We start from the raw sequence: 25,345 nt of genomic DNA on the forward strand, positions 1-25,345 counted from the left end.
TCTTTCTTCTCTCTACTTGCGCTTCTCGGAGCCGCGCTCGCTCCGCTTTGAGCCCGACCGCGGAGCCGCCTCCGCGAGCTGCTTCTTCTGCCCCGACTCCTTAGCCGGCTCCTTGCCCTGCCGCTGCCCCTTCTTGGGCTGCGCCGTGAGCTCGAAGACGAGGCGCGCCTCCACGACATCCGCGAACGGGACCGCGATCCGCTTGCCGTCGACCAGCACCGCGACCTGCCCCTCCGGAGCCTCGAGGAGCTCGCCCCGGAGCAACCGCTGACCGTCCGGCGCGGGGCGCGCCAGCTTCACCTTCGCTGTCCTGCCGAGGAAACGAGCGAACTCGGCCGCTGTACGCAGCCGCCGGTCGAGGCCAGGCGAGCTGACCTCGAGGTTGTAATGGTTGGGTATGAGATCCTCGACGTCGAGGACCGACGAGACGTCGCGCGACACGTCCGCGCAGTCCTCGAGCGTGACCCCGCCGCCCGCGTCGTCCGCCCCCTCGCGCTCGATCGTGAACCGCAGCGTCCAGCCCGCCCGCTCCGTGATCCACTCCAGATCGACGAGCGTGATCCCATGCGAGGCCAGCACCGGCGCGACGGCGTCGCGAACGCGCCCGAGATCGAACACGGCTCTGGTCGAAGGCTCCATGGGTTGCTGCATGTGAGAGACGTCACTTTCGGCGGATCCAGGTCCTCCCAGCGCGATCGGCCCCGAGCGAGGGTGCCCGGTGCCTCTGCGCCAAAAAAAAAGAGCCGATTCCCCGAACTGGGAACCCGGCTCGCGGATCCGCCTAGTTGTCGGCGGACAACCTAGTCGAGTGCGGGCCCTCATGCAAGGGGGGATACGGGCAAACCGCCCCTGCACGGCCGGAGATCTCCCGCCGGTTCCTCCTCGCGTCCTCGCGTCCTCGCGTCCTCGCGTCCTCGCGACGGCCAGCAGCGCGTCAGCGCTGGAGCGCTCCCCGCCGCGCGGCAGTCACGCGACGCGCCCGCCGGGTCCGTCAGCGTTATGCCAGATTCGGCAGCGCGACGATATCGACGTGCAGGACCTCCTCGAACGCCGCGATTTCCTTCAGACAGGCCTCGCTCGGCCGGCCGGAGACGCGCATCTTCGTGCAGGTCGCAGTGGCCCCCTCGAAGACGGTGTTTGAAATCTCCTCGATGTTGATCCCGTGGCGTTTCATGACGCTGAGGGTGTTCGCGAGGACGCCGACCTTGTCCATCATTCGGACGACGACCGCGTAGCGGGCGGGCGACGTGGCGCAGATATTGACCACGTTGGGCAGCTCCTCCTCCGTCATGAAGGCACGGATGATCCGGGCCGTCTCGAGGGCGACCGCGCGCTGGGCCTGCTCCGTCTGCGCGCCGACGTGCGGGGTGCCGTAGACGAGCCCTCGCCCGAGGAGATGCGACTCGAACGGCGCCGAGCTCTTGTCAGGCTCGGTGGCGAACACGTCAAGGCCGACCCGCAGCCCCTTGCGCGGGATGAGCTCCTCGAGCGCGGCGTAGTCCATCACCTCGGGGCGCGCGGCGTTCACGACGATGGCGCCGTCGGGAAGCGCCTCGAGGACGCTCCGGCTGACGATACCGCGCGTCTGCGGGGTGGCCGTCAGGTGGACGGTGAAGATGTCAGAGCGGGCAGCCAGATCCTCCAAGGTCCGCGCATAGCTGACGTCCAGCTTGGCGGCGCGGCCCGGCGTCAACGAGCGCGACCAGGCGTGCGGCTCGAGCCCGAACGCGCGGGCGCGCAGGAGCACCTCACGGCCGATCGCGCCGAGCCCCGCGATCCCGATCCGCCGACCGAACAGGCCACGGGCCACCGAGTACTTCGCCTTCTCCCAGCGGCCGGCCCGGAGCTCCGACGTCGCATCGACCAGGCGGCGGTCCAGCGCGAGGATGAACGCCATCGTCAGCTCTGCCACCGCGGTCGCGTTCTTGCCGGGACAGTTCGCCACGTAGACGCCGCGCGCGCTCGCGGCCGCGACGTCGATCGTCCCCACGCCGACCCCTGCCCTCACGATCAGGTTGAGCTGTCGCCCGGACGCGATCGCCTTCGCCGTGACCTCCGTGGAACGAACGACGAGAATGCCGATCCCCTCGAGGGCCGCCGGCAGCGTGTCTCTGGTGAGCTCCGGCCGGGACTCGATCTCAATCCCGAGCACCTTGAGCTCTTCCAGAGCCGAGAGGTCCATTTTGTCGGCTACTAGCAGGCGCATGCGGACGGGAACCGTAACAGAAAAGCTCTCGCTGACGATGGGCGTTCTACGCCTCGTCTGCGTCGTCTGCGTCAGTTGCACCAGCTCATGCGCCAGCGATCATCAGGTTTCTCCCTGGGGTGCAGCGGGCAGACCGACGCTCGGCGCGTTCGTCGCGCCCCCGGACCTCGACGCTCGGCTGCACGCCATCGACGTGGAGGCCGCCGAGCTCGGGCTGAAGCTCGAGGTCGAGCTCCGCGGCGCGCTACGGCGCGGCGGCGAGGTGGTGGTGCGCGGCTACAGCGGGACCGATGCGCTCGGGCGCCGCGCCTCGGCGGTCCGCGTGGCGACGCCGCACGGCGTGGTCATCGCCGCGGGGCCCCTCGACAGCGGGCGCGTGGACCGCAGACAGGCGACCCAGCTGATACCGTCGCTCCTCCCCGGCCACGAGCCGGAGGCGACGGAGCAGCTCGGGGTGTTCCGCTCCGGGACCGATCTCAACCAAGACGGCGCTCCGGACGTCGTGCTCAGAAACGAGGAAGGCGAGCTGGAGATCTGGGCCGTGCAGCCGCTCGGCGCGGCCCGGTACGCCGTCGAGCTCGCGGCGCCGCCGCGGTTCGCGCTCGACGTCGACCAGGATGGCACCCTGGAGCTCGCCGGCCGGATCCCGCTGGACGAGGGGGATCCCATCGCGCCGGATCTCCTCGACGTCGCGGGGTTCGAGGGAGATCGCTACACGCACCGCGGCAGCGTCGCTCGGGCGTTCCATGCAACGCGCGCGGAAGGCCCCGGCGCGGAGACGGCCGGCCAGGGCAAGCGGCAGGAGCCGCCGAAGGACGACGCCGCGCGCCTGCGGGGAGCGCTCGAGCGGGCCTGGCACGCGGTGCTCGCGGGCAGGCCGGCGGCCGACACGCTCGCGACGCTCGACCGAGAGCCGGTGACGCCAGCGCTCCGGGGCGCGTTCTCGGCGCACCGCGCGCGCGTCGCAGCGGCCGCGAGCGGTCCACCGGCGCCGCCCGGCGCCGGCGGCGTCCCTACTCGTCCGCAGGGAGCATCGGAAACGCCTGCTCGAAGGTGACGAGGATGTCGCCGGGGAGCGCGTCAGGCTCCTTGTAGCCGCGCGTCAGCGGCACCCCCCAGTCGGCGCGCATGACGACGCGGCTGAGCTGCGGGAAGAGGGCACGTACCCCGAAGCCAGCCGACTGCTTGAGGCGCAGATCGTCGAAGCCGTCGAAGGCGTCGCCGGCGTCGAAGAAGGCCGCGCCCGCGACCTGGCACGACCAGATCTCGAGGGGCCGCGTGCGGAGCTCCAGGTTCGCAGAGAGCACGTCCTCGCCGATGAACGCCGCCGTCGGGTACCCGCGGAGCCGGGTGTCGCCGCCGAGGACCAGCTTCCTGTTCAGGTAGTTCCTGTATCGGTCGAACAGGCGCACGTCGAACACGAGCCGCCCGACGCCGAAGCTCGGCGTGTGAACCCGCGCGCGCGCCTCGATGGAGGCGTCGAAGATCTGCGAGCCGTCGAGCTCGGTGACGGTCTCGACCACGGCGCGCGCGAGGCCGTCGCCGAGCGCGACGGTGTACGCGGCCGCGGCGGAGATCCCGAGGAAGCTCCGGCTGGAGTTGAGCGCGGTCGTGACCGGATAGATCAGGATCGCGAGCTCGTGCCCCAGCCGGTAGTCCTCCTGCAACGCGAGCGTGTTGAAGTCGAGGACGCGCAAGAAGCGGGTCGAGTACGTCGCGTACTTGAACGTCGGCGCGACGCGGGTGTCGCTCACCGGCATCACGCGCTCCTCGAACTCGGCGATCGCGGCAGGGGGGAGGCCCCCGGGCGCGTCGAGGCGATAGACCTTGCGGCTCGCCTCGATGCCCACCGAGACGTCGTGCTTCACGGCCGAGGACCTCGACGCGCCGCCGCCGAAGCTGCGCGTGACGGCGTAGCCGCCCACCAGGAGATCGCTCCGGTAGCGGTACGGGACGCGATCGTCCTTCGGCGTCGCCTCCGCGTCGAAGGTGGCGAGCTTCGTGCCGACGAAGCGGCGGGTCACCTCGTCGCGCCAGGAGATCTCGAGGTCCCAGGCCCACTCCGCCTGCGTCGCGTAGAGCGGCTGGCCGTAGATGAACTCGCCGCTCGTCCCCTCGAACTCGCCGGTCTCCCGGTCGATGATCGCGTTCGCCTGGGTCCGCAGCCGCACGTGGCTGCCCCCGATGCGCGGCATCGCGTAGGTGACGCCGAACGAGAGCGCGCCGGGATCGAGCGCGAGCTGCGCCGCGACGGAGTGGTGGACGCCGAGCAGGTTCTGCTCGCTGGGCTGCAGGAACAGGTATTCGAGCTGCCCGCCGGCGATGCGGTAGTCCGAGTTGAGGCGCAGGCTCCAGACGTCCTTGGTGACGACGGCGACCCGCACCCGATCCGGAGCGCCGCCTCGCACGGCGAAGACGAGGACGAGCGACAGCTGGCTCAGGTCGCGCAGGTTGCGCGCCGACTCGTCGGCGAGCGCCTGCTCGTAAGGGCGCCCGGCCGCGAGCAGCACCTCGCGCCGGATGACGTACGGGCGCGACAGGGCGTGGAACCAGTTCAGGAAGGCCGGCGCAGGATCGCGGTCCTCGATCACCTCGAGCGGGACCACGTCGATTCCCTCGACGATCTTGCCCTCGGGGGCAGGATCGAGCGTCGCGCCGAGGCGCGACAGGACACGCTCGATGGTGGCGCTCTCGTAGCTCGAATAGCCCTCGCGCCGAGCCGGCGCGGCGGGCGCCGCCGGCCCCCCCTGCTTCCCGGCGGCCGCTGCCGTCCCGCCCTGCTGGGCTTGCGCCTCGATCGCGAGGAGCGCCCCGAGGGCCGGGAGCGCGAAGCGCACCAGGACGATCGATGCGCTACGCACGAGCCTCTCGCCTCAGAAGGACTCGTTGGCAGGGTACGTCGCCATGACGTTGATCTTGTACTTCACGTACTGGTGCGGGATCGTCCCCCAGTCGGGCGTCGGCATGGCCCGCTTCACGCAGCGGAGCAGCTCCTTCGTCTTCGCGCGGCTCACCGTCGTCGACTTGCCCACGTAGAGGTTGGTCCGCTTGCGCCGGAAGTCCATCTCGAGGACGAAGCTCACCGTGACGCCCGCCTTGCCGGAAGGGGCGCACTGGACGTTGTCGCGGATCGCGCGCGACAGGCCGTCCTCGAAGAAAGTGACGTGATCGCAGCGCTCGGGCGGGGTGGTGCCCGGGCCGGGGTTCTCGCACTTGATCGTGGTGAACGGCGAGAGCGTGACCCCCTCCGACAGCTCGGCGCCCGCGTCGGCGAGCGCGCCCGCGTCCCAGGCGTAGGTGCCTGCGTCAGCCGTCGCGGCGTCCGCGGAGGGGATCGACTCGGGCTTCGGGCGCCGCCACAGGTAGAGCGGCACCGCCACCACGATGAGGCCCGCGACGAGCGCGATGATGATCTGGAGCCGCACGGGGCGCTCGCTGCCACCGCGACCGAGGTAGCGGTACGGCGAGGGCTGAGACGGCGGACTGGAGGTGGACGGGAACGGAGGCCGGCTGTTCATCGGACGCGCTCAGGCTCAATCGATGAGCGTCCGCGCAGGGCGCCCAGGCTCGCCCTTCACCAGCGTCGCGCCGAGCTCGAGCGTCTCCGGGAGCATCCCCTGAACCTGCGCGACCACCTGCTCGACCACGTGACGGGCCTCGTCGATGCTCGGACCCACGATCGAGACCACGAACTTGAGCGGCCCCGTCCGGCCCGCGACGGCCGGCGTGAGGCTGAGCAGGAGCATCTCGGTCAGATCGATCACCCGCTGCGCCGCCTTCCGCAGGGCGAGCATCTCCAGGATGGTCGGGCGCTCGCTGACCTGGCGGTTCGGCCCGCGCAGCTCGTACCGCGCGACCTGCATCGGCACCTCGGCCCAGTCGGCGAACAGGCCGTCCTCGTCGATCGCCTTCATCAGGTGCTCGCGCACGAGCAGGCCGGTGAGGCCGTCGCGCTTCGCGAGGTACTGCTTCGCGCGCCGGTGCTGCGGCGAGTCCGGGCCGAACGTCACGAGCTTCATCCGGCACTCGCCGACCTGCACCTCACCGCCGTGCAGCAGCGAGACCTGCGACTTGCGCTCGTAGTTGAAGTCCGCGTAGCTGCCGTTCGTGCTGCCCTGGTCCTCGATGAACCACGACCCCGTCTGCCACTTCAGGATCGCGTGCGCCCCCGAGACGGTCGCCTCGGGCACGCACAGGCTCTGATCGCTGCGACGGCCGAGCGCGAGCTTCGTGTCGTGCAGCGGCAGCAGGGAGCCCACGATCTCGGGCGCGTTCGTCGCGTACGTCACGAGCAGCGACTGCGCCCCGGGGGTGAAGTTCAGCTTGAGCGCGCCGCCCGGCGGCGGGCCCGGATCGAGGCGCTCGCGCGGCAGCTGGATCGGGCTCGTCGTGAGCTGCGACGGGTTGAAGAAGCGCATGTGCCGCGCCTGCGGCCGCATCGACGGGTCCTCGTTGAGGCCGCGGAAGATCTGCCGCACCTCGTCGATCGACAGGCCCGCCGGCACGTCGAACATGATCTGCTGCTTCATCGTCTTGACCCGCGGCTTGTAGCCGGGCTCCGGGACGCGGCAGGTCCACATCTCCCAGAGGGTCAAGGCCATGGCGTACACGTCGTCCTCGGGGCTCGCGCCGCCGTTGCGCAGCCGCTCGGGAGACATGTAGTTCGGCGTGCCGCCGTCGGGCGGGGCGCCAGGGCGGCGCGCCGAGGCGCGCGCGCGCTCCTGGGCGAAGCCGAAGTCGAGGATCACCGCGCGGCCCTCGGAGACCATCACGTTGCCCGGCTTCAGATCGCCGTGCACGAGGCCCTGCGCGTGGATGGCCGCGAGCCCGTTGCAGACCTCGCTCGCGATCTTGCGGAACTCGTCCGCCGAGTAGCCGCCCTGGGCCTTGCGCTTGCGGATGTGCGTGTGGAGCGTCTGCCCGGGGATCTGCTCCATCACGAGGATGGGGCCCCACGGGCTCGGCGCGAGGTCGTGCACGCGACAGACGTTCGGGTGGCCCACCGAGCGCGCGAGGAGGAGCTCCTGGCGAAGCGCCTCGTCGTCGCCTGGCATGCGCGACTCTTCGCGGACAACCTTGAGAGCCACGGTCTGCTGCGTCGAGCGATCGAAGGCCAGGAAGACCTCGCCCATGCCGCCCTTACCGAGGCTCTGACGGATGTCGTAACGGTCATTGATGACCGTTCCGGCAGTGATGGGAGGAGGGGGTGTCTTGGTCACGGCCCGCGGTGGATAAAAGGAGCGCGAACCGGAGCGTGCCCGACACCGGCTGCGGCGCACAGCGTCGTCCATCTGAACGTCAAGCGCAACGGTCGTTCGGAGGGAGAGGCCAAACCCCGCGCGGCGGCGGCCGCCTCCCCGCTGATTTGGGCCGAGATCGCACCTACGAACGTCCCGGCCGCCGGGATCTCTTGACGATGACGGCTGATTTGTTTACGCGGCTCGGCCAACCCGGCGCGACCGCCGCGCGCGGGCCGGCGCTGACGTGAACTGCGCCGGGCCAGCGAGCCGTTGAAGCCACCTCCCATCTACCGGACGGGCGAGAAGAGTGGCTCCTCCGCGACGGCCTGGGAACGGCCCAGCGGACCGATGTTCGTCCGGGACGATGCAGACGGTGCAGAGGACGCGAAGGAAATCGTCCGACTGACGCCGTCCGAGGGCGTGAACGGGAGCGGCGACGGCGGTCGCGTGCGCGCCGACAGCTCCCCGGCTCCGCTCATGGGCCTCTCGATCGCAGGCACGTCGCTCTCCCTCTCTCTTCACCGACGACGCGAACCGCATCTGGATCGGCGGCCTCGCGCGGAACGCGGCTTCCTGCTCATGGTCGCGGTCCGCCGCAGGTCGACACCCTTCCAGCCGCGCGCCGCGCAGCGCTCCGCGACGGAGCGATCCGCCCGCGAACCGCGCACCGAGGCGATGCGCAGGCCGTGCAAACGTCCCGCTCCTGCGCGCGATCCGTCCTACGTTCTTCACCCCGCAGCGACGCGCCGGGGTCACCGACGTTCAGCCTCGCGCGGCCCGCCACGCCTCAACGACCGCACGGACGGCAGCGCACCACGCTCCACGCATTCCCTGCTTGTATCGTGGCACTGCAGATTGACACCTCAGAGTCGCCTCAGTCACACTGCTCCCGAGGCGGCTGCTGTGTGTCCAATCTTCACCTCCTCCCGCTGCCCGAGGAGAGGCGCGACATGCCTGATAGCCGACAGCGAGAGGTAACCGGCAGCTCGAAGGTCTCGAGGGCTGCCGCGACAGACCCGCTGCTGGGGCGTGTCATCAACGGCCGCTTCACGATCGTCAGCGTCATCGCCCGCGGCGGCATGGGGAAGGTGTACAGGGCCGAGCAGGCGCCGCTCGGCCGCATCTGCGCGCTCAAGGTGCTGAGCCCCAAGTACGAGGGCGACCACGATCCCGAGTTCCACAGGCGCTTCTTCCTCGAAGCGTCGATCGCGGCGAAGCTCACGCACCCGAACACGGTCACCGTGTTCGACTACGGCCAGAGCGACGACGATATCTACTACATCGCGATGGAGTACATCGAGGGGAAGACCCTGCACCGCGTGCTCCGCGAGGAAGGGCCGTTCTCCGAGGCGCGCGCGGCCCACATCGCGCGCCAGATCTGCCGGTCGCTCCGCGAGGCGCACGGGCTCGGGGTCGTGCACCGCGACCTCAAGCCGGGCAACGTGCTGCTCGTCGATCACGAGGACGAGCACGACCACGTGAAGGTGCTCGATTTCGGGCTCGTGAAGGACACCCAGAGCGGCGAGGACCTGACCCAGCAAGGCCTGTTCATGGGCTCGCCCAAGTACATGGCGCCCGAGCAGATCACCGGCAGCGATGTCTCTGCGCGCACCGATATCTACGCGCTCGGCGTGATGATGTACGAGATGCTGTCGGGCCAGGTGCCCTTCGACAAGGGCGCGGGCGTCGGGACGCTCATGTCGCACGTCCACGACCAGATCCCGCCGATGCAAGCCCACAACCCGCAGCTCTCCATCTCGCAGACGATGGAGGGGATCGTCTATCGCTGCCTGGAGAAGGACCCGGCGCACCGCTTCTCGTCGATGAACGAGCTCGTCAACGCGCTCAAGTTCACCGCAGGCGGCATCTCCACGCGAGACACGGGCGAGAACCCGCCCATGCGGTCCGACACGATGGGCTACCGCGCGTCGCTGCCCTCGTATCCGTCGGCCACGCCGTACCCGTCGGCGCCTTCGTATCCGTCGGCCACGCCGTACCCGTCGGCGCCTTCGTACCCATCGGCGCCTTCGTACCCGTCGGCGCCTTCGTATCCATCGGCCACGCCGTACCCATCGGCGCCTTCGCGTCCGTCGGCCACGCCGCACCCATCGGCCGCTCCGCTCTCGACGACGAGCGATTTTCCGGGCCTCTCCACGCCGTACTCGTCGCCCCCCACGAGCTCACCCGCCACCTATACAGGCCCCCTCGCCACGGACAGCGCCCTCAAGCCGCCTGCGGCGCCCGTCTTCGTCCCCCCGTCGATCACCGACGCGATGGGGTCGCGCCCAGCGCCGCCCGCGGAGGTGCTCTCCGCCATCCAGACCGGCGCGAGCCCAGGTCGAAAGGTCATCCCCTGGGCGCTCACCGCGGTCCTCGCGGTCGGGGTCGGCGTCGCCGCCGCCCTGCTGGCGCGCGTGCCGGTCGCCCACACGAGCGCGGCGGCGCGCGAGCAGGGCGCGGTGAGCCCTCCTCCGCCCGCAGCGACAGCCCCGGCAGCGCCGGCGCCCGCGGCGCGCGGGCTGCACATCGAGAGCTCGCCGCCCGGCGCGGCCGTCAGGGAAGGCAACAAGGAGCTCTGCGCCGAGACGCCGTGCGAGATCGTCTGGCGAGGGGCCGCGGCCGCGCTCGCGCTGGAGCACGAGCTCGTGTTCGAGAAGCCGGGCTACAAGCCCGCCACGGTGCACGTCTCCGGCGCCGAGGAGAAGGTGCGCGCGAAGCTCGACCCGGCCGCGATCCCGGCGCCGGCGACCCCGAGCAAGCCCAGGGCGAACATCCAGAAGCCCGAGCCGTACAAGAGCAACCCCTACTGACGAGGGCGCGGACGCGCCCCGGCCGCTCTTCTGGTAGAGTCGCCGCGCTTTCGCGGCTAAGGCCTCTTACCATGGCCGCAGTGGCTTCGCGTTCGCGCGAGGAGCTCACCGGACGCTCCTCACGTGGACCCGTCGATGAAGTGTTCGGTGTGATGTGGGGAGCAGCGCCGTCAGCGCTCCCGAGCTCTCGCCGGGATCGCCGTCGCTCCCCGGCCCCGCTGAGGACAGGGCGAACTCATGTCGTCTTCCGATTCCTGCTCGCACCGCCGCCGCGACGATGTCCCGGCGCTCGACCCGACCGACGACGCCCACGCAGCGCGGCCGCGCCGCGCGACGGCGCTCCAGCGGAAGCTCCTCGCCTGCGCCGTCGCCTTCGGCGCGATGACCGCCGCGCGCGGCGCGCTCGCCGACGCCCGCACCGAGGCGCGCCTCCACTTCCGGGCAGGCATGGATCTCATCGCCCAGAAGCAGTTCGACGAGGGCATCCGGCAGCTCCAGAAGGCCAACGAGATCCTCCCGCACCCGAACGTCACCTTCAACATCGCGCGCGCGCACGCCGAGGCCGGCCACATCGAGCAGGCGCTCGCCGCCTACCGCGAGTACATCGCGAGCGACCCCGCGGACCGTGAGCAGGTGACGCGGATCGTGGAGCAGCTGGAGCAGCGCCTCGCCGCGCAGCGCGCCGCGGCGATCCCCGAGCCGAAGCAGCCGCCGGCGCCCGCGCCGCAGCAGCCGGCGCCGCAGCAGCCCACCCCAGGCGAGGCGCCCGCCCCGCCGCCCCCCGCCGGGGAGCCCGCCGCGCAGGGCGCCCCCGCGACGGCCGCGACGAAGGCGCCGGGGCCGGGCTCGAAGGCCGCCCCCGGCGACGCCGCGAGGATCGTCGGCGCGGCCCGGACCGAGGACGTCTACCAGGAGACGGTCGTCACCGCCTCGCGCGGCGCCCAGAGCCCGCTCGACTCCCCGAACTCGACGACCATCGTGACCCGGCAGGACATCCGGCTCTCCGGGATCACGCGCATCCCCGAGCTGCTCCGGCGCGTCGCCGGCATGGACGTCATGCAAATCACGGGCGGCGACGAGAACGTGTCGATGCGCGGCTTCAACAGCCGCCTCGCCAACAAGATCCTCGTCCTCGTGAACGGGCGCACGGTCAAGAACGACGTGCTCGGCTCGACCTTCTGGGAGGCGCTCTCGATCGACGTGGATCAGATCGAGCGCATCGAGGTGGTGCGCGGCCCGGGCTCCGCGCTCTACGGCGCCGACGCCTTCGCCGGCATCGTCAACATCATCACGATCGAGCCCGGCGTCGGGAAGAGCGGCTTCCGCGCGGGCTACGGGGATCACCGGCAGGGCTACGCCTCGGTGTGGGCCTCCGCGCGCGAGGGCGATTTCGCGTACCGGCTCTCCGCGGGCTACACCCGCTACCCCCGGTGGTCGCGCGAGGTCGCGGACGACCGCATCGACCTCGAGACGAGCGGCCAGAGCCAGGATCTCGGCGCGCAGAACGTCCGCATCGACCTCCGGACCTCGCAGCGGCTCGGGCCGCAGCGCGAGCTCACGGTGGGCGCCGGCTACGCCCGGAGCGAGCTCGACGTCTACGGCATCGGCCCCTTCAACGACTACAACCTGGAGGTCGCCAACGCCGACGTCGCGGTCGCGTACCGCAGCGAGAACGTCAACGCGCGGACGTACTACTCGAACCTCGACGGGTACTCGCTGCTCAACGCCGCCTACCTCGGGCACACCCTGTTCGCAGGGCGGCCGCAGCAGCACGTCGTGAACGCCGAGCTCGAGTTCGTGAAGACGCTCCGCGCGCCCAGCCCCGTCGTGCACGACTTCCACATCGGCCTCGGCTACCGGCTCAAGGCGACCTCGTGGAGCTACCTCGAGGACGACATGCCGCTCGAGCACCAGGGCTCGGTGTTCCTCCAGGACTCGATGAAGCTCGGCGAGCGCGTCACGCTGGTCGCGTCCGGGAGGCTCGACTACGTGCCCTACCTGGAGCGGCTCATCCCGTCGCCGCGCGGCTCCGTCATCGTCAAGCCGACCGAGCGCCAGGCGATCCGCCTCTCCGGCTCGACGGCGTTCCGCTCGCCCACGTCGCTCGAGGCCTACGTCGACCTGCCGATCCAGCTCGCGTTGCCCGGCCTCGAGCTCCTCTCGACCTCGAGGACGCCGGACAGCTCCGAGCGCCCCATCGACCCCGAGCAGATCATCACCGCCGAGGCGAGCTACCTGAACCAGCAGAGCGATTACTTCGAGTTCGAGGTCACCGCGTATTACAACCGCGTGAGCGATCTCATCGTGCTCGCCGAGCCGCAGCGCACGACCCTCTCGCAGCGCGCCCACGGGTCCGGGGGGCTGAACCCGGAGACGGGGAGATACACCTCCGGCTTCGGCGGCTTCGAGAACCAGAGCGACGTCTACCACGTCTTCGGCGGCGAGCTCGGCGGCCGCGTCTACCCCACCGAGGGGCTCGACATCTTCGCCAACTACGCGCTCAACCGCTCGGTGCACCGGCGCCCTGACGGGCGCGACGCGCTCGAGGACGCGCGCACCAGCCGGCACAAGGTGAACGCAGGGGTCCAGGTCCGCACGCCGATCGGCGTCGACGGTGAGCTCACGTTCCACTACCAGTCCTCGCAGGTGTGGGCCGAGCAGGTCCCGACGGGGACGGTCATCGCCACGAAGCAGTACGAGCTGCCCGCGTACACGCTGCTCAACGCGCGCGTCGGCTACCGCTTCCTGGACCGCGCCGAGATCTCCGCGACCGTGTTCAACGCGCTCGACGGGCTCGGCGACAACGCGCTGCAGATGCACCCGTTCGGCAACCGCATCGGCCGGCGCTTCATGGGATTCTTCAGCTACTCGCTCTAGGCAAGGCCATGCTCCGACCCAGCCCCCGCACCGGTCTCCTCCTGCTCGGCGCACTCCTCGCGGCCCTCCCGGGCTGCGACGACGTGGAGGTCTTCGTCCCGCTGCCGGACCAGAGCGGCCCCGCCGGGGTGCTCGACGGCACGGTGACGTACGCCGGACCCCGGCCCTGCACGAAGGATGGCCACGTCGTCGGCGCCGCGGTCGTGCTCGGCTTCGACACGCGCCTGCTGCCGCCGCCCGAGGGGCTCGGCACCTCGGCCGCGAGCATCGACGTGATCCCCGGCGACGAGCTCTTCGGAGGCCTGGGCGCCGCGCTCGATCGCTCCGAGGACGGCGCGCTCCACTGCCCCGAGCCGGACGAGCCGCCCGTCACCGTGAGCGTCCCCTGGAGGCTTTCGCCCCTGGTCGCTGGCACCTACCAGATCCGCGGTTTTTACGACCACGACGGCAATTTTGACCCCACCTTCAGCATCGCCAACCTGCCGACCCGGGGCGACGTGGCCGGCGGCGCGATCGAGAACGCGACCGAGGTGCTCGAGGGCGCCGCCCCGCGGTACCGCGCGATCACGATCGCCGCCCCCATCCCCGAGACGGGCACGCGCGTCAGCGGCATCGCCGTCACCCTCGGCCTCCCGCTCCCGCTGGAGCGGCCGCTCTTCCACGTCGCCGAGGTGCTCGCGCCGGCGTCCGGCGTCACGCAGAGCCCGAGCGAGGTGGTCATGGCCTCCGACTTCCAGCTGGAGACGTTCAGCCCGGCCGATCCCGCCGGCACCGAGGCGTCGCTGCTGCGCCTGCGGCTCGCCGCGGGGGTGCCGGACAGCGAGGTCGCGCGCGCGGCGAAGCCCCCGCTCTCGCTGCCGGTGGGCGGCGAGCCCGCGCCGACCCTCACCTACGCGCGGCAGGACGTGAACGGCGACGGGGCGATCGACAGCGACGATCATGTCCCCGACTCGGCCCTGATCCCGGCGCTCTTCCCGATCTCGGTGTTCGCGAAGCAGGACGACAAGGAGCCGCTGACCAGCCAGGCCGCGCCCGCGGTGCTCCTCCAGGGGCTCACGATCTACGACGATCTCGTGACCACGGCCACGCTCGGCCCGGAGCCGCTGAACGAGCCGCGAGACAGCGCGCTCATCGGCGTCCGGCCCGCCGCGCTGTGCATGCACCCGACCGAGCCGGAGCGGGGGGGCGTGCTCGTGCTCAGCCACAAGACCGACAAGGAAGGCAACGACATCATCGCGGAGCGGGACGTGGCCCAGGTCGAGGCGGCGCTGAGCCGGCAGTTCGGGCGCACGATCGAGGTGGCGTTCGGCTGCCTGCCCGAGGGGAGCTACGCGCTCAACCTCATCTACGGCACCGGTCAGGCCTGGACCGTGCCCAACGAGGCCGGCGTGTGCGCGCCGTCGGAGGCCGAGACGGCCGACGTCTGCGGCGCGCGGCCGCGCCTCGCGTCGCAGAGCGTCGTGCTGCGCATCGGCCCGCCGGACGACAGCGCGTACTGCGCCGAGCACCCGACGCCGGCGGCCTGCGCGCAGTAAACGCCGCAACGCCGCAGCGCCGCGGCGGCGTCGGGTCGCGCGCGGCGCGAAGGCCGCCGCGATCCGGGCCCGGGCGCGGTGAAAGCGCCGGTTTCCTGCTGGAGGCGGCGGTTGCCTCGCGCGCGCGAACCGATGGTAGGGTCTCGGCATGCGCTGCACTTGCTTTCCCTCGTTTGCTCTTCTGGGGGCGCTCGGCGGCGCCGCGGCGGGCGCGCTCGTTCCATCCGACGCGTCCGGCGGCTGGCCCCCGCCCGAGTTGGCCAGCGCAGCGGACATGGCCGAGCCCGAGCACTGGCCGAACGACCCGGACTACGGCACGTCGGTCACGCAGAGCGGGCAGTGGGGCTTCTACTCGTTCATCCCGGCCCCGAGCGGGTACGTCCGGCCGGAGGAGTCCGCCGCCGGCATGGCGATCGATCTCGCCTGGCGCTTCACCCAGGGGGACCCGCGCGTCAGGATCGCCGTCGCCGACTCCGGGATCTTCTGGGGAGAGGGGGATCTCCTGGAGAAGGTGTGGCTCAACCAGGGCGAGCTCGCGGCCCACAAGCCGCGGCGCGCGGACGGCGCGGCGTGCGGCGGCGACGGCGCGCTCGCGGGCTTCGACTGCAACGGCGATGGGGTCCTCTCCGTCGCGGACTACAGGGACACGCCGGAGCTCACGCCCGCGGCGTCGGAGGGGCGGCCGCAGGGCGATCGGAACGGGAACGGCCAGCTCGACGCCGGCGACCTCATCCTCAACTTCTCGGACGGGATCGACGAAGATCAGAACGGCTACGCCGACGACATCGCGGGCTGGGACTTCTTCAAGAACGACAACGATCCGTTCGACGACGCCCGCGACGGCCACGGCACCGAGGGCGCGAAGACGTCGGCCGCGCAGACGAACAACCAGCTGGGCGGGGCGGGCGTGTGCCCGCGGTGCAGGTTCATCCCGCTGCGCGTCGGCGAGAGCCACGTCGCCGACGCGCAGGACCTCGCGAAGGCGCTCCTCTATGCGGCCGACAGCCGGGCCAACGTCGTGCAGTGCCCGGTGACCGCGGTCGACAACACCGGCTTCGTCCAGGCGGCGCTCGACTACGCCCACGCCCAGGGGACGCTCGTCGTCGCGTCGATGGGCAACGAGGGCTCGCGCCACCACAGCGTGCCCGCGACGAGCAACCACGCGCTGCCCGTGAGCGCCGTCCGCTACGACGGCCAGAGCGTCGCGACGTCGACCACGTTCGTCGACGCGTCCCCGTGCTCGAGCTTCGGCGGCAACAACGTGCTCGCCGTGTCGAGCCCCGGCTGCGCCAGCGACGCGACCGCCGAGCTCGCCGGCGTCGCGGGGCTGCTCTACTCCGTCGCCCTCGACCGCGGCGTGTCCCTGTCCCCGGGGGAGGTGCAGGGCCTGCTCGTCGCGACCGCCGACGACATCGCCGTGCCGGAGTCGCAGGAGCCCGGGTCGCTGTACCGCTTCTCGCAGGCGGGGTTCGATCAGCGGTTCGGCCACGGCCGCGTCAACGCGAACCGCGCCGTCGAGGCGCTCCAGGAGGGGCGCGTGCCGCCCGCCGTCGACATCACGTCGCCGCGGTGGTTCGAGGTCGTTTACAAGGATCAGGTCCAGGGCCCGGTGCCGATCGAGGGCACCATCTCGGCGAAGCGGGCGATGGCCTACGACTACTGGGTCGAGTGGGCGGCAGGCGCGCAGCCGCTCGCGGCGGACTTCAAGGTGATCCACAAGGAGACGAACGTCGCGCCGACGGTCGTCACCGGCGCCGAGGGCCCGATCGCCTCCCTCGACGTGCGCACGATCGACACGTCCCACCTCCGCGACCCCGACAGCCCCCACGGCGAGGACGATCGCGCGATCACGGTGCGCGTCCGCGCGAGGGCCCACTACGCCACCGGCGACGTGGAGAGCGAGGCGCGGCGCACGATCCACGTCGACAGCGATCCGACGCTGGTCCAGGGCTTCCCCGTCCGCGTCGGCGACAGCGGCGAGGGCAGCCCGAAGATGGCCGACATCGACGGCGACGGCGTCCGCGAGCTCGTCTACCCGACGGCCGGCGGCGCGCTGCACGTGCTGAAGGTGACGCCCAAGGGGCCGCAGCCGCTGCCGGGGTTCCCGTTCATGACCGGCGCCACCGACGGCCTGCTCGATGAGCCGGCGTCCCCGGCCACGCCCGTTTACCTCGGCGCCCCCGCGTACAGCAAGGTGAACAGTGAGCTCGGTCGCGAGCCGATCCTGAGCGCGCCCGCCATCGCGGACCTCGACGGCGACGGCAGGCAGGAGATCGCGATCTCCACCTGGCCGGGCACGATCTACGTCATCGGCGCGGACGGCAGCGACCGGTACGGGTGGCCGAAACGCCTGCCCGAGATCCCCTCTTGCCCCCTCGATCCCGGGGCTCCGGCGAGCGCGCCGTGCATGTCGGCGGCCGCGCGGATCGCGCGCGGGGCCTTCGCCTCGCCGGTCCTCGCGGATCTCGACGGCGACGGGCGGCTCGACGTGATCCAGGCGGCGTTCGACGGCACGGTCCACGCGTTCGACAGGGATGGCAACGCGCTGCGCGGCTTTCCCGTCGAGGTGCACTACGCGGGTCCGCTCGCCGAGGAGCCGGCGCGGAGCCGCCTCCTCGCGACGCCCGCCGTGGCCGACTTCAACGGCGACGCGCTGCCGGATCTGCTGGTCGCGTCGAGCGAGCGGCTCGGCGAGGACGGCGAGGCCGGGGCGGTCTACGTGATCGATGGGCGAGGCACGACCGCGCCCTCCGGGCCCGTGCTCGCAGGGTGGCCCATCACGGTGCCGTCGCTCTCGTTCGACCCGCTCGCCGCGGAGGGGATCACGGCCTCGGGCGTCGTCGGGCGGTTCGACGGCGCGCTGGCGGGCGTCGTCCAGGGCAACGGCGCGCCGCCGCTCGTCCTCCCGGCCTCACCCGGCGAGCAGCGCGAGCTCCTGGCGACGCCGGCGGGCGCGCTGCCGCGGGCGAGCGGCGGCTCGCCGGCCGGGCTCGACCCGACGTTCGGCCCCCTCTCGCCCGCCGCCGGCGCCCGGACGATGCTCCCGCTGCTGTCGCAACCTGCGCTCGGCGACATCGATCAGGACGGCACCCCCGACGTCATCGCCGCGGGCGCCTCGAAGGCGGCCGCGCTCGCCCTCGCGGGCACGCAGGGGGCGACGCAGCCGGGGCCTCACCTGCTCGCCGTCTGGAGCGGCAGGTCGGGCGCGATGCTGCCTCGCGCCCCGTTCGTGCTCGAGGACTACGCGATCTCGGGCAGCCAGGCGGTCGTCGATCTGAACGGCGACGGCTACCCCGAGGTGCTGAGCGGATCGAGCGGCTACTTCCTCCACGCCTTCGATGGGTGCGGCCGGGAGCCGCGCGGGTTCCCGAAGTTCACCGGCCAGTCGATCACCACGACGCCCGCCGTGGGCGACCTCGACGGCGACGGCACGCTCGAGATCGCGGTGGGCACCCACGACGGCTGGCTCTTCGCCTGGCACACCGAGGCGACGACGGGCGCGCTCATCGCCTGGGAGAGCCTCCACCACGACAACCAGAACACGGGCAACCTCGACACGCCGCTCAGGCAAGGGGTCGCGCGGACGGCGCCGCGGCCGCTCACGGTGGACCTGTGCGAAGGCCCGCAGCAGGCCCCGCTCATCCTCCAGCTGGGCGGAGGCTGCGCGTGCGAGGCCGCGGGCGCCGGGCCGCGGCGCGCGTCCGGCGCTCGCGGCGCGGGCGCGGCGCTGGGCGCGGCGCTGGTCGGGGTGATGGCGCTGTGGCGGAGGCGGCGGAGGGCGTAGGCCGTGAGGGAGCCGCGCACCACCGCGCGGATCCGCGTCGACGAGGGCGGCGCGGTCCGCCGGATCGAGGCCGCTCCACACGCGCGCCTCGCCCCCTTCGCCGAGCCGCCGCGCCGCCTCGGCCCTGCAGAGCCGGAATGCCAGGCCGCGGCTCAGCGGCGCGCCGAGTACCTCGCCCGGGAGGGGAGGAGCACAGGCGCTGCCGCGGCGCGTGAGGTTCGAGCCCCGGAACCTCCCCGCGCCGCCGCTGTCATTCCGCAGGCACGACGGACAGCCGGCCAGCGCGGCCGAGCGCCCGCCTGAAGGACGCGGATCCGCGCGTCCTCCGCGCGGATCCAGGGGACGTGAGCGCGCCGCTCCGCGCGGCGCACAAGGGAGATCTATGCCCAGCGCGAACACGACGGACGCCGGGGATGGCGGCGCCGCCACCGATCCGAACCTCACCGCCGCGAGGCAGCCCGACGCGGCGAGCGGCGGCGAGGCCGAAGGCCCGGTGCGCTCCGTGGAGATCGTCATCTCCTGGGGCACGACCGTGCTCTTCGTCCAGCACCTGACGCCGCCGCGCGCGTTCGACGTCGGTGAGCGGCGCGACGACGGTCGCCCGTGCGACTGCTTCCTCCCCGAGCGCGCGCTCGGCGCGCGCCGCGCGCCGCTCCTCGAGGTCGACAGCGCCGGGCGCGTCGGCTTCGTCCTGCTGGGCGCCGCGACGGGGACGCTCGCGCTCACCCCCGGCGGCGCGCCGCTGTCCGCGGCCGCGGCGCGGGAGCTGCACGCCGGCGCGGAGCGCGCGTCGATCCCCGGGGCCACGCTCGTGCCCCTGCCCGCGCAAGGGCGCGTGGACGTCGAGATCGCGGGCGTGCGGATCCAGATCCGCGCCGATGCCGCCGCGGGCGAGCGCGTGGGCCGCTCGCTCGTGAGCCGGAAGAGCCTCGCCCTCCATGCCGTCTCGGCGGCCCTGCACCTCGGGCTCCTCGGCGCCCTCGCTCGCTGGGCGCCGCCCCTCGTCGACCCGTCCACGGGCATGAGCGCGGATCGGATCGCGCTCGTGCAGCAGTACCTCGCGTCCGCCGACGAGCGCGAGCTGCGCGCGGCGATCGAGCGCGAGGGCGAGCCCGCCGCCGACGCGAAGGAGGGCGGCGCAGGGACGCGAGCCAAGGGCGAGGAAGGGTCGATGGGCCACCCATCGTCCACGCCGCGCGCGGGGGCGACGGGGAACAGGTGGGGGGTCAAGGGCCCGAGCGACAGCCCCGATCCGCACGTGGCGCGACAGCAGGCGCTGCGCGACTCGGCCGAGTTCGGGATGATCGGGCTGCTCAACGCCGGGGGCGGCGGCGATCCGAGCGCCCCCACGGCGCCGTGGGGGCTCGACGGCGCCGCGTCGTCCGCAGGCGGCGCGGGCCTCCCCCTCGCCGGCCACGGGGGCCTCGCCGGCGAGAGCGCGGCGCCCGGGCTGGGGTCCATCGGGACGATCGGGCACGGCGCGGGCGCCGGGTCAGGCCAGGGGTTCGGGAGCGGCCACGGGCGCGCCGGCGCCTCCTCGCCGCCGGTCTCGGCGCGGAGCGCGGCCGCCTACGCTCCGGAGCCCGAGGTCGCCCTCGATCCGAACGGCCGCTTCGCCACCACGTACCGGCCCGGGGGCGGCCACCTGGCCGCGTTCGAGGCCGCCCTCGCGCGCGGCGTCGTGCCCGCGGCGGAGCGCGAGCTCGTCGGCGACGTCGCCGCCCGCTACGCCCCGGAGGTCCCGCTCGCCCCCGACAAGGCGCTCGGCCTGCGCGCCGACCTGGAGCGCGCCGCGCTCGGCCCGGGCGGCGGCGCCTTCCACCTGCGCCTCGCGCTCCGCTCCGCGGCGGCGGCGGCGGCGGCGCGGCCGCACCTCTCCGTGCACCTCGTCCTCGACACGAGCGGCTCGATGGCCGGCGCGCCGATCGACAGCGCCCGCCGCGCCGCGCAGGCGCTCGTCGATCGGCTCGCGCCGGCCGACGACTTCTCGCTCACCGCCTTCTCCAGCGACGCCGAGGTGGTGATCGAGGACGGCCCCGTCGGCCCGCGCCGCGCGGCGATCCGCCGCGCCATCGAAGGGCTCCGCGAGGGCGGCGGCACCAACATCGGCGCAGGGCTCTCGCTGGGCTACGCGCAGGCGAGCCGGCCGGGCATCCCCGAGGACGCCGTGCGCGTGGTGCTGCTCGTCTCCGACGGCCGGGCGACGAGCGGCCTCACCCACAGCGAGCGCCTGGCGTGGCTCGCCCTCGACGCCTTCCAGCGCGGCATCCAGACGAGCGCGCTCGGGCTCGGCGACGACTTCGACGGCCAGCTCATGAGCTCGATCGCGAGCGACGGCGCCGGCGGCTACTATTACCTGCGACACCCGGAGCAGATCGCGCCCGCGCTGTCGACCGAGCTCGACAAGCGCCTCGACCCGGTCGCGACCGCGGTGGAGGTGCGCGTGCGCCTGAAGGCGGGCGTCGAGCTGCTCCGCGTCTACGGTTCGCGCCGGCTGGACGGCGCCGAGGCCTCTCGCGTCCGCGCCCAGGAGATCGCGGCCGACGTCGCCGCCCAGTCGCGGGACCGGATCGCGGCCGACCGACGCGACGACGCCGAGGGCGGCATGCGCTTCTTCATGCCTGTCTTCGCCCGCGATGATCGGCACGCGCTGCTGCTCAAGCTGAGCGCCGGCCCCGGCGCGGGGAAGCGAAACGTCGCGACCGTCGAGCTCAAGTACAAAGATCGGCTCTCCAAGAGGAACGTGATCGAGGAGATCCCCATCGAGGTGCGTTATGCGGACAGCGACGCCGCCAGCGCGGCGTCCGTCGACGCGTCGATGACGCGCACGCTTCAGGGCTTCGCCGCGGGCGAGTCGCTCGCGGAGGCCGCTGCCCGCGTGGCGCGCGGCGATCGCGCCGGCGCCGCCGTGCTCCTCTCCGAGCGCGAGGGCATCCTGGACGAGGCCGCGACCCGGCTGAACGAACCGCTGTTCCTGGAGGATGCGGCGCGCCTGTCGCGCCTCCGCGCGCACATCGGCGCAGAGCAAGGCCTCGGCGATCCGCTCGTGCTCGCGATGTTGCTGGAGACGGCGGGGCGATCCCGCCTGCGCTGACGCGCAATCGCAGCGCGCGCACGGGCGGAGGCGTCGCCCAGGTGGTAGGCTGAGCGCGGCCATGACAGACAGAGTCTCATCGACCGGACGCGCTGCGCTGCGAGAGTCGCTGCTCCAGTTCTCCGCTTTCGCCGACGCGCTCGAGTCCCGATCCATGCGCGAGGCCATCGATGCCTGCATCACCGTCCTGGACGCTCCAGGGCCGCTCGACAAGCGCGACCTTGCCCCGTGGCTCAAGGTCGTCCACGAGCGCGCGGCCGATGTCTTTCGACGGGGTATCCGTCAGACCACGGGTGTGCTGCGCCAGCAGATGATGCACGGCCTGAAGCAGGCTGAAGAAGACGCGGTCTGGATGCAGCAGGCCATCGACGCGCTCAGTCGAGACCGCGCGAACTGACATGCTGAGCTGAAACAGCGCTTGTCGCCCCCGCGCAGACGACGGCTCGCCGCGACAGGCCGAAGCGAGCCCGCCGGAGGCGGGAACAGGCGGCCGCGCACAGCGTGACACGACGCGCGCCGTCCGTGCTACGAGAGGGGACATGTTCGCCTCGGCGTTTCCGCTGCTGCTCCTCGGCTTCTCTCTCGGGATGCGCCACGCCACCGACGCGGACCATGTGATCGCGGTGGCGACCGTCGTGAGCCGGGTCCGGAGCCTCGGGACGGCGCTGCTGATCGGCGCGATGTGGGGCGTCGGCCACACGCTCACGCTGATGGTGATCGGCGGTGGCATCCTGCTCTTCGGGCTCGTGGTGCCGCCGCATGTCGGCCTGGCCATGGAGCTCTCGGTCGCCCTGATGCTGATCGGCCTCGGGGTGTACCACCTGGCGCGGCTCTACCGGGCGGTCCGGCGGGGCGAGCCGCCGGCGCCCGACGTTGCTCCGGTCGAGCATGTTGCGCCTGTTGCGCCTGTTGCGCCTGTTGCGCAGATTGCTCACCACGACGGCCACCGGCACGACCTCGGCTGGGCGGACCGCGTGTTCGGCGGTTCGCGCGTCTATGCGAGCCTCCGGCCGCTGCTCATCGGCGTGGTCCACGGCCTCGCGGGCTCGGCCGCGGTGGCGCTCCTCGTGCTCACCACGGTGCGCGACCCGCGGTGGGGCATCGGCTACATCGCGCTGTTCGGCGTGGGCACGATCGCCGGGATGACGCTCATCACCGGGGTGCTCGCGCTGCCGTTCGCCTACGCGCGCGCTCGCACCAGCGGGATACACTACGCCTTCGGCGCCGTCGCCAGCCTCCTCAGCGTGGGGTTCGGCCTGTTCCTGGCCTACGACATCAGCTTCGGATCCGGGCTGTTCACCGCGAACCCGCGGTGGACGCCAGGCTGACGGCGCCCGGGTGGGCCGCGCTCGCCGAAGGAGCGACGCCCGGCGCTCACCGGCTCGCGGTCGACCAGGCGCGCTCGGCCTCGCGCGGCGACGCCGGCGCGAGGTGCGCGTCGATCTGGGTCATGAGCCAGTCGAGGAACTCGTCCTTCAGGATCGTTTGCGCCACGTGCAGATCGGTCCAGACGGGCGCGCGCGCGGCCGCCCGGTCGCTCGTCTGCACCACGACCGGGATCGTGCAGAACCTCGCGTCGTCGCGCATCGCGCGGATGAACTCCACCCCGTTCATGACGGGCATGTGGACGTCCACGATGGCCAGCGCCACGGGCTCGCGCGCGAGCAGCTCCAGGGCGTCGCGCCCGTTCTCGGCCTCGAGCACGCTGAAGCGCGGCTCGAGGATCAGCCGGTAGCACTCCCGGATGTCCGCGTCGTCGTCCACGACGAGGATGGCTACCCCCTCGACGGCGCCGAGCACGCGCTCGACGGCGGCGCGGAGCTCCGCCGCGGTGACGGGCTTGCGCACATAGCCGGCGACCCCTCGCAGGATCGCCTCTGCCGGCTGGTTCACGACGGAGACGAGCATCACGGGCACCCGCTCGCGCGACTGCACCAGCCGGTTGAAGGCGAAGCCATCCATCTCGGGCATCAGGAAGTCCGCCAGGATGAGATCCGGCGTCCACGTCCGGAGGAGCTCCAGCGCCGCGCTCCCGCCGCGCACGGTCCGGACGTCGTACGCCGCGCCTTGCAGCGCCTCGGCCATCCACGCGAGCGTCCCCGAGTCATCGTCGACCAGCAAGAGCTTGGCCATGGCATCACCCCCCTTGCGCCCCGCCGCCACCCGCCTCGCCCGCCGCGCCGACACGCCGCAGCCGGAGCCAGAACCTCGCCCCACCTTCCGGCCGCGCCTCGTACCCGATCGCCCCGCCCCACCGCTCCACCGCGATCCGGGCGCCGTAGAGCCCGAGGCCGCTGCCCGCGCCAGGGTCGTGGCCGTGCGCGAATTTCTGGAACAGGCGCGGCGCGATGGCAGGGGAGACGCCAGGCCCATCGTCCTCCACCGTCACGCGAGCCCACCGGGGCTCATCGTGCACTGCGACGCGCACCGACCTGCGCGGAGGCGTGAACCGGAGCGCGTTCTCGACGAGGTTGGAGACCACGCGCGCGAGCCTGGGCTCCTCACCGACGACGGTGCACGGCCGCGCGCAGCCGATCTCCGGCGGCGCCTCCAGGCACACCCCCCGGCTTCGCGCCATGGGCAGGAGCGCCTCGACGACCCGAGCGACGGTGCCGCGCACGTCGACCACCGCGGCGACGTCGCCGCTGGAGGCGTCGGACGCCATGCCCTCGGCGGTGAACACGTCGAGGATCTCCCGGATCAGCTCGCGCTGCCGCAGGGCGGCCTTCAACGCGACCGCGGCGAGCGCGCCGCTCTTCTCCGGGAGCGGCTGCTCTCCCAGCAGGGACAGCGCGCCGAGGAGGCTGTTCAGCGGGCCGGAGAGGTCGTGAACGATGCAATGGACGAGGACATCCTTCCGCTCGACCTCGCGCGACAGCGCCTCGTGCACGAGGCGAAGCTCGCGCGCCCGCTGGAGGACGCGGCGGCGCTCCTGGAACAGCGCGTCGTTCCGGGTGATCACGAGCAGCCGCGACGAGCCCACGCGGAGCGCCGTCGCCTCGAGGTGAAGCGCCTCGTCGCCGATCATCTGCGTCCAGAAGTCGGATTGCACGCCCGGCGCGCCTTCCGCGGACCAGGCCCGCTCCGCCTCGGGGAGGAACACCTCCAGAAAGGGCAGCGCGCGATCGATCGGGAGCGGCGAGTCGCGCCACGGCGGCGCGAACCCGAGCCTTCGGAACCACGGCGGCGGCTCGCCGCGGATGACGAAGGTCCCGTCGTGCAAACGCTCGAGGACGAGCTTGTCCAGCGCAGCGAGGAGCCACGTGTCCACGTCCATCAACCCCGCAACCAAGGCGCTTCGCTCGCCAGCATGGCGCGCGCCAGCGCGTTGAACGCGCCTTCGACCCCGGCGCCGGTCTTGGCGCTCGTCCTCGTGATCCAGAGGCCCGCCCTCCTCAGCCTGGCCTCGGTGGCCTCGTCGATGTCCCACGCCGCGGTGAGATCGGCCTTGTTCAGGACGACGACGGCCGGGACCTCTCCGACGATCGTCCGCGCAGCGGTGTAGAGGCGGAGCCCGGTCTCCGCCGTGAGGCGCCGCGTGCCGTCGATGACGAGGAGCCAGCCCGCGGAGCCGCGCAGGTACGATGTCTGGACGGCCTGGAACTCGTCCTCTCCGCTCAGGTCCCAGAGGATGAGGTCGAGCTCGCCTTCATCGCACATCACGCGCCGTGTCTCGATCGTCACGCCGATGGTCGTCCGGTAAGACTCGGAGAAGATGCTGCGCACGAAGCGGGCGACGAGGCTTGTCTTGCCGACCCCCGTCGCGCCCAGCACGCAGACCTTGCGTTTCTCCGCCATG

General features: G+C 72.4%; 16 protein-coding genes. 8 read left to right on the forward strand and 8 right to left on the reverse strand.

Annotated elements, in window-relative coordinates; all coding sequences use genetic code 11:
• Window positions 1-12: 12 nt before the first annotated feature.
• Complete coding sequence (gene rimP, locus WMF12_RS30610; protein WP_437851081.1) at window positions 13-639, reverse strand: ribosome maturation factor RimP; 627 nt, start codon at window positions 637-639, stop codon at window positions 13-15.
• A gap of 358 nt (window positions 640-997) precedes the next feature.
• Window positions 998-2,287, reverse strand: coding sequence for a phosphoglycerate dehydrogenase (locus tag WMF12_RS30615; protein ID WP_437740194.1), 1,290 nt, complete (start codon window positions 2,285-2,287; stop codon window positions 998-1,000).
• On the opposite strand from WMF12_RS30615, the gene WMF12_RS30620 reads away from it, so the two are divergent.
• The gene (locus WMF12_RS30620) at window positions 2,244-3,263 is read left to right on the forward strand and encodes an FG-GAP repeat domain-containing protein (RefSeq protein ID WP_437851083.1); all 1,020 of its coding nucleotides are present in this window, start codon (window positions 2,244-2,246) and stop codon (window positions 3,261-3,263) included. The two genes, WMF12_RS30615 and WMF12_RS30620, sit on opposite strands and share 44 nt — an antisense overlap.
• Here the strand turns inward: WMF12_RS30620 and WMF12_RS30625 are convergent.
• The 3 genes from WMF12_RS30625 to WMF12_RS30635 form a co-directional block, all read right to left on the reverse strand.
• Window positions 3,220-5,067, reverse strand: coding sequence for a hypothetical protein (locus WMF12_RS30625; protein WP_437851085.1), 1,848 nt, complete (start codon window positions 5,065-5,067; stop codon window positions 3,220-3,222). The two genes, WMF12_RS30620 and WMF12_RS30625, sit on opposite strands and share 44 nt — an antisense overlap.
• Window positions 5,068-5,079: 12 nt before the next feature.
• On the reverse strand, window positions 5,080-5,631 hold the full coding sequence (locus WMF12_RS30630; RefSeq protein ID WP_437740197.1) for a hypothetical protein: 552 nt from the start codon (window positions 5,629-5,631) through the stop codon (window positions 5,080-5,082).
• 108 nt (window positions 5,632-5,739) lie between these two features.
• A complete protein-coding gene (locus WMF12_RS30635) occupies window positions 5,740-7,425 on the reverse strand; it encodes an FHA domain-containing serine/threonine-protein kinase (RefSeq protein ID WP_012238434.1) in 1,686 nt (561 codons plus the stop codon).
• Between the two features lie 971 nt (window positions 7,426-8,396).
• Here WMF12_RS30635 and WMF12_RS30640 point away from each other — a divergent pair.
• The 7 genes from WMF12_RS30640 (at window position 8,397) to WMF12_RS30670 (ending at window position 22,874) form a co-directional block, all read left to right on the forward strand.
• Window positions 8,397-10,256 carry a protein kinase domain-containing protein gene (locus tag WMF12_RS30640; RefSeq protein ID WP_437851087.1) on the forward strand — a complete coding sequence of 620 codons (1,860 nt, stop codon included), beginning with the start codon at window positions 8,397-8,399 and terminating at the stop codon, window positions 10,254-10,256.
• A gap of 237 nt (window positions 10,257-10,493) precedes the next feature.
• The gene (locus WMF12_RS30645) at window positions 10,494-13,133 is read left to right on the forward strand and encodes a TonB-dependent receptor domain-containing protein (protein WP_437851089.1); all 2,640 of its coding nucleotides are present in this window, start codon (window positions 10,494-10,496) and stop codon (window positions 13,131-13,133) included.
• An 8-nt stretch (window positions 13,134-13,141) separates the two neighbouring features.
• The gene (locus WMF12_RS30650; RefSeq protein WP_437851091.1) at window positions 13,142-14,668 is read left to right on the forward strand and encodes a hypothetical protein; all 1,527 of its coding nucleotides are present in this window, start codon (window positions 13,142-13,144) and stop codon (window positions 14,666-14,668) included.
• Window positions 14,669-14,816: 148 nt separating this feature from the next.
• Window positions 14,817-18,452, forward strand: a complete 3,636-nt coding sequence (locus WMF12_RS30655) for an FG-GAP-like repeat-containing protein (protein WP_437851093.1) — start codon at window positions 14,817-14,819, stop codon at window positions 18,450-18,452.
• Between the two features lie 382 nt (window positions 18,453-18,834).
• Window positions 18,835-21,546, forward strand: a complete 2,712-nt coding sequence (locus tag WMF12_RS30660; protein ID WP_437851095.1) for a vWA domain-containing protein — start codon at window positions 18,835-18,837, stop codon at window positions 21,544-21,546.
• A 154-nt stretch (window positions 21,547-21,700) separates the two neighbouring features.
• Window positions 21,701-21,943, forward strand: a complete 243-nt coding sequence (locus tag WMF12_RS30665; protein ID WP_231864310.1) for a hypothetical protein — start codon at window positions 21,701-21,703, stop codon at window positions 21,941-21,943.
• Window positions 21,944-22,085: 142 nt separating this feature from the next.
• Entirely contained in the window at window positions 22,086-22,874 is a 789-nt protein-coding gene (locus WMF12_RS30670) for a high-affinity nickel-transport family protein (protein ID WP_437851097.1), read from the forward strand.
• Between the two features lie 46 nt (window positions 22,875-22,920).
• Here the strand turns inward: WMF12_RS30670 and WMF12_RS30675 are convergent, their stop codons facing one another.
• The 3 genes from WMF12_RS30675 to WMF12_RS30685 are packed head-to-tail and all read right to left on the reverse strand — an operon-like array spanning window position 22,921 to window position 25,344.
• Window positions 22,921-23,679, reverse strand: a complete 759-nt coding sequence (locus tag WMF12_RS30675) for a response regulator (protein ID WP_437851099.1) — start codon at window positions 23,677-23,679, stop codon at window positions 22,921-22,923.
• Window positions 23,680-23,683: 4 nt separating this feature from the next.
• Window positions 23,684-24,823, reverse strand: a complete 1,140-nt coding sequence (locus WMF12_RS30680) for an ATP-binding protein (RefSeq protein WP_437851101.1) — start codon at window positions 24,821-24,823, stop codon at window positions 23,684-23,686.
• Window positions 24,823-25,344 carry a Rab family GTPase gene (locus WMF12_RS30685; RefSeq protein ID WP_437851103.1) on the reverse strand — a complete coding sequence of 174 codons (522 nt, stop codon included), beginning with the start codon at window positions 25,342-25,344 and terminating at the stop codon, window positions 24,823-24,825. The genes WMF12_RS30680 and WMF12_RS30685 overlap by 1 nt, the downstream gene beginning before the upstream one ends.
• Window position 25,345: the final 1 nt, after the last annotated feature.

It is taken from the genome of Sorangium sp. So ce363, assembly GCF_051520435.1.
Taxonomy (GTDB): domain Bacteria; phylum Myxococcota_A; class Polyangia; order Polyangiales; family Polyangiaceae; genus Sorangium; species Sorangium cellulosum_B.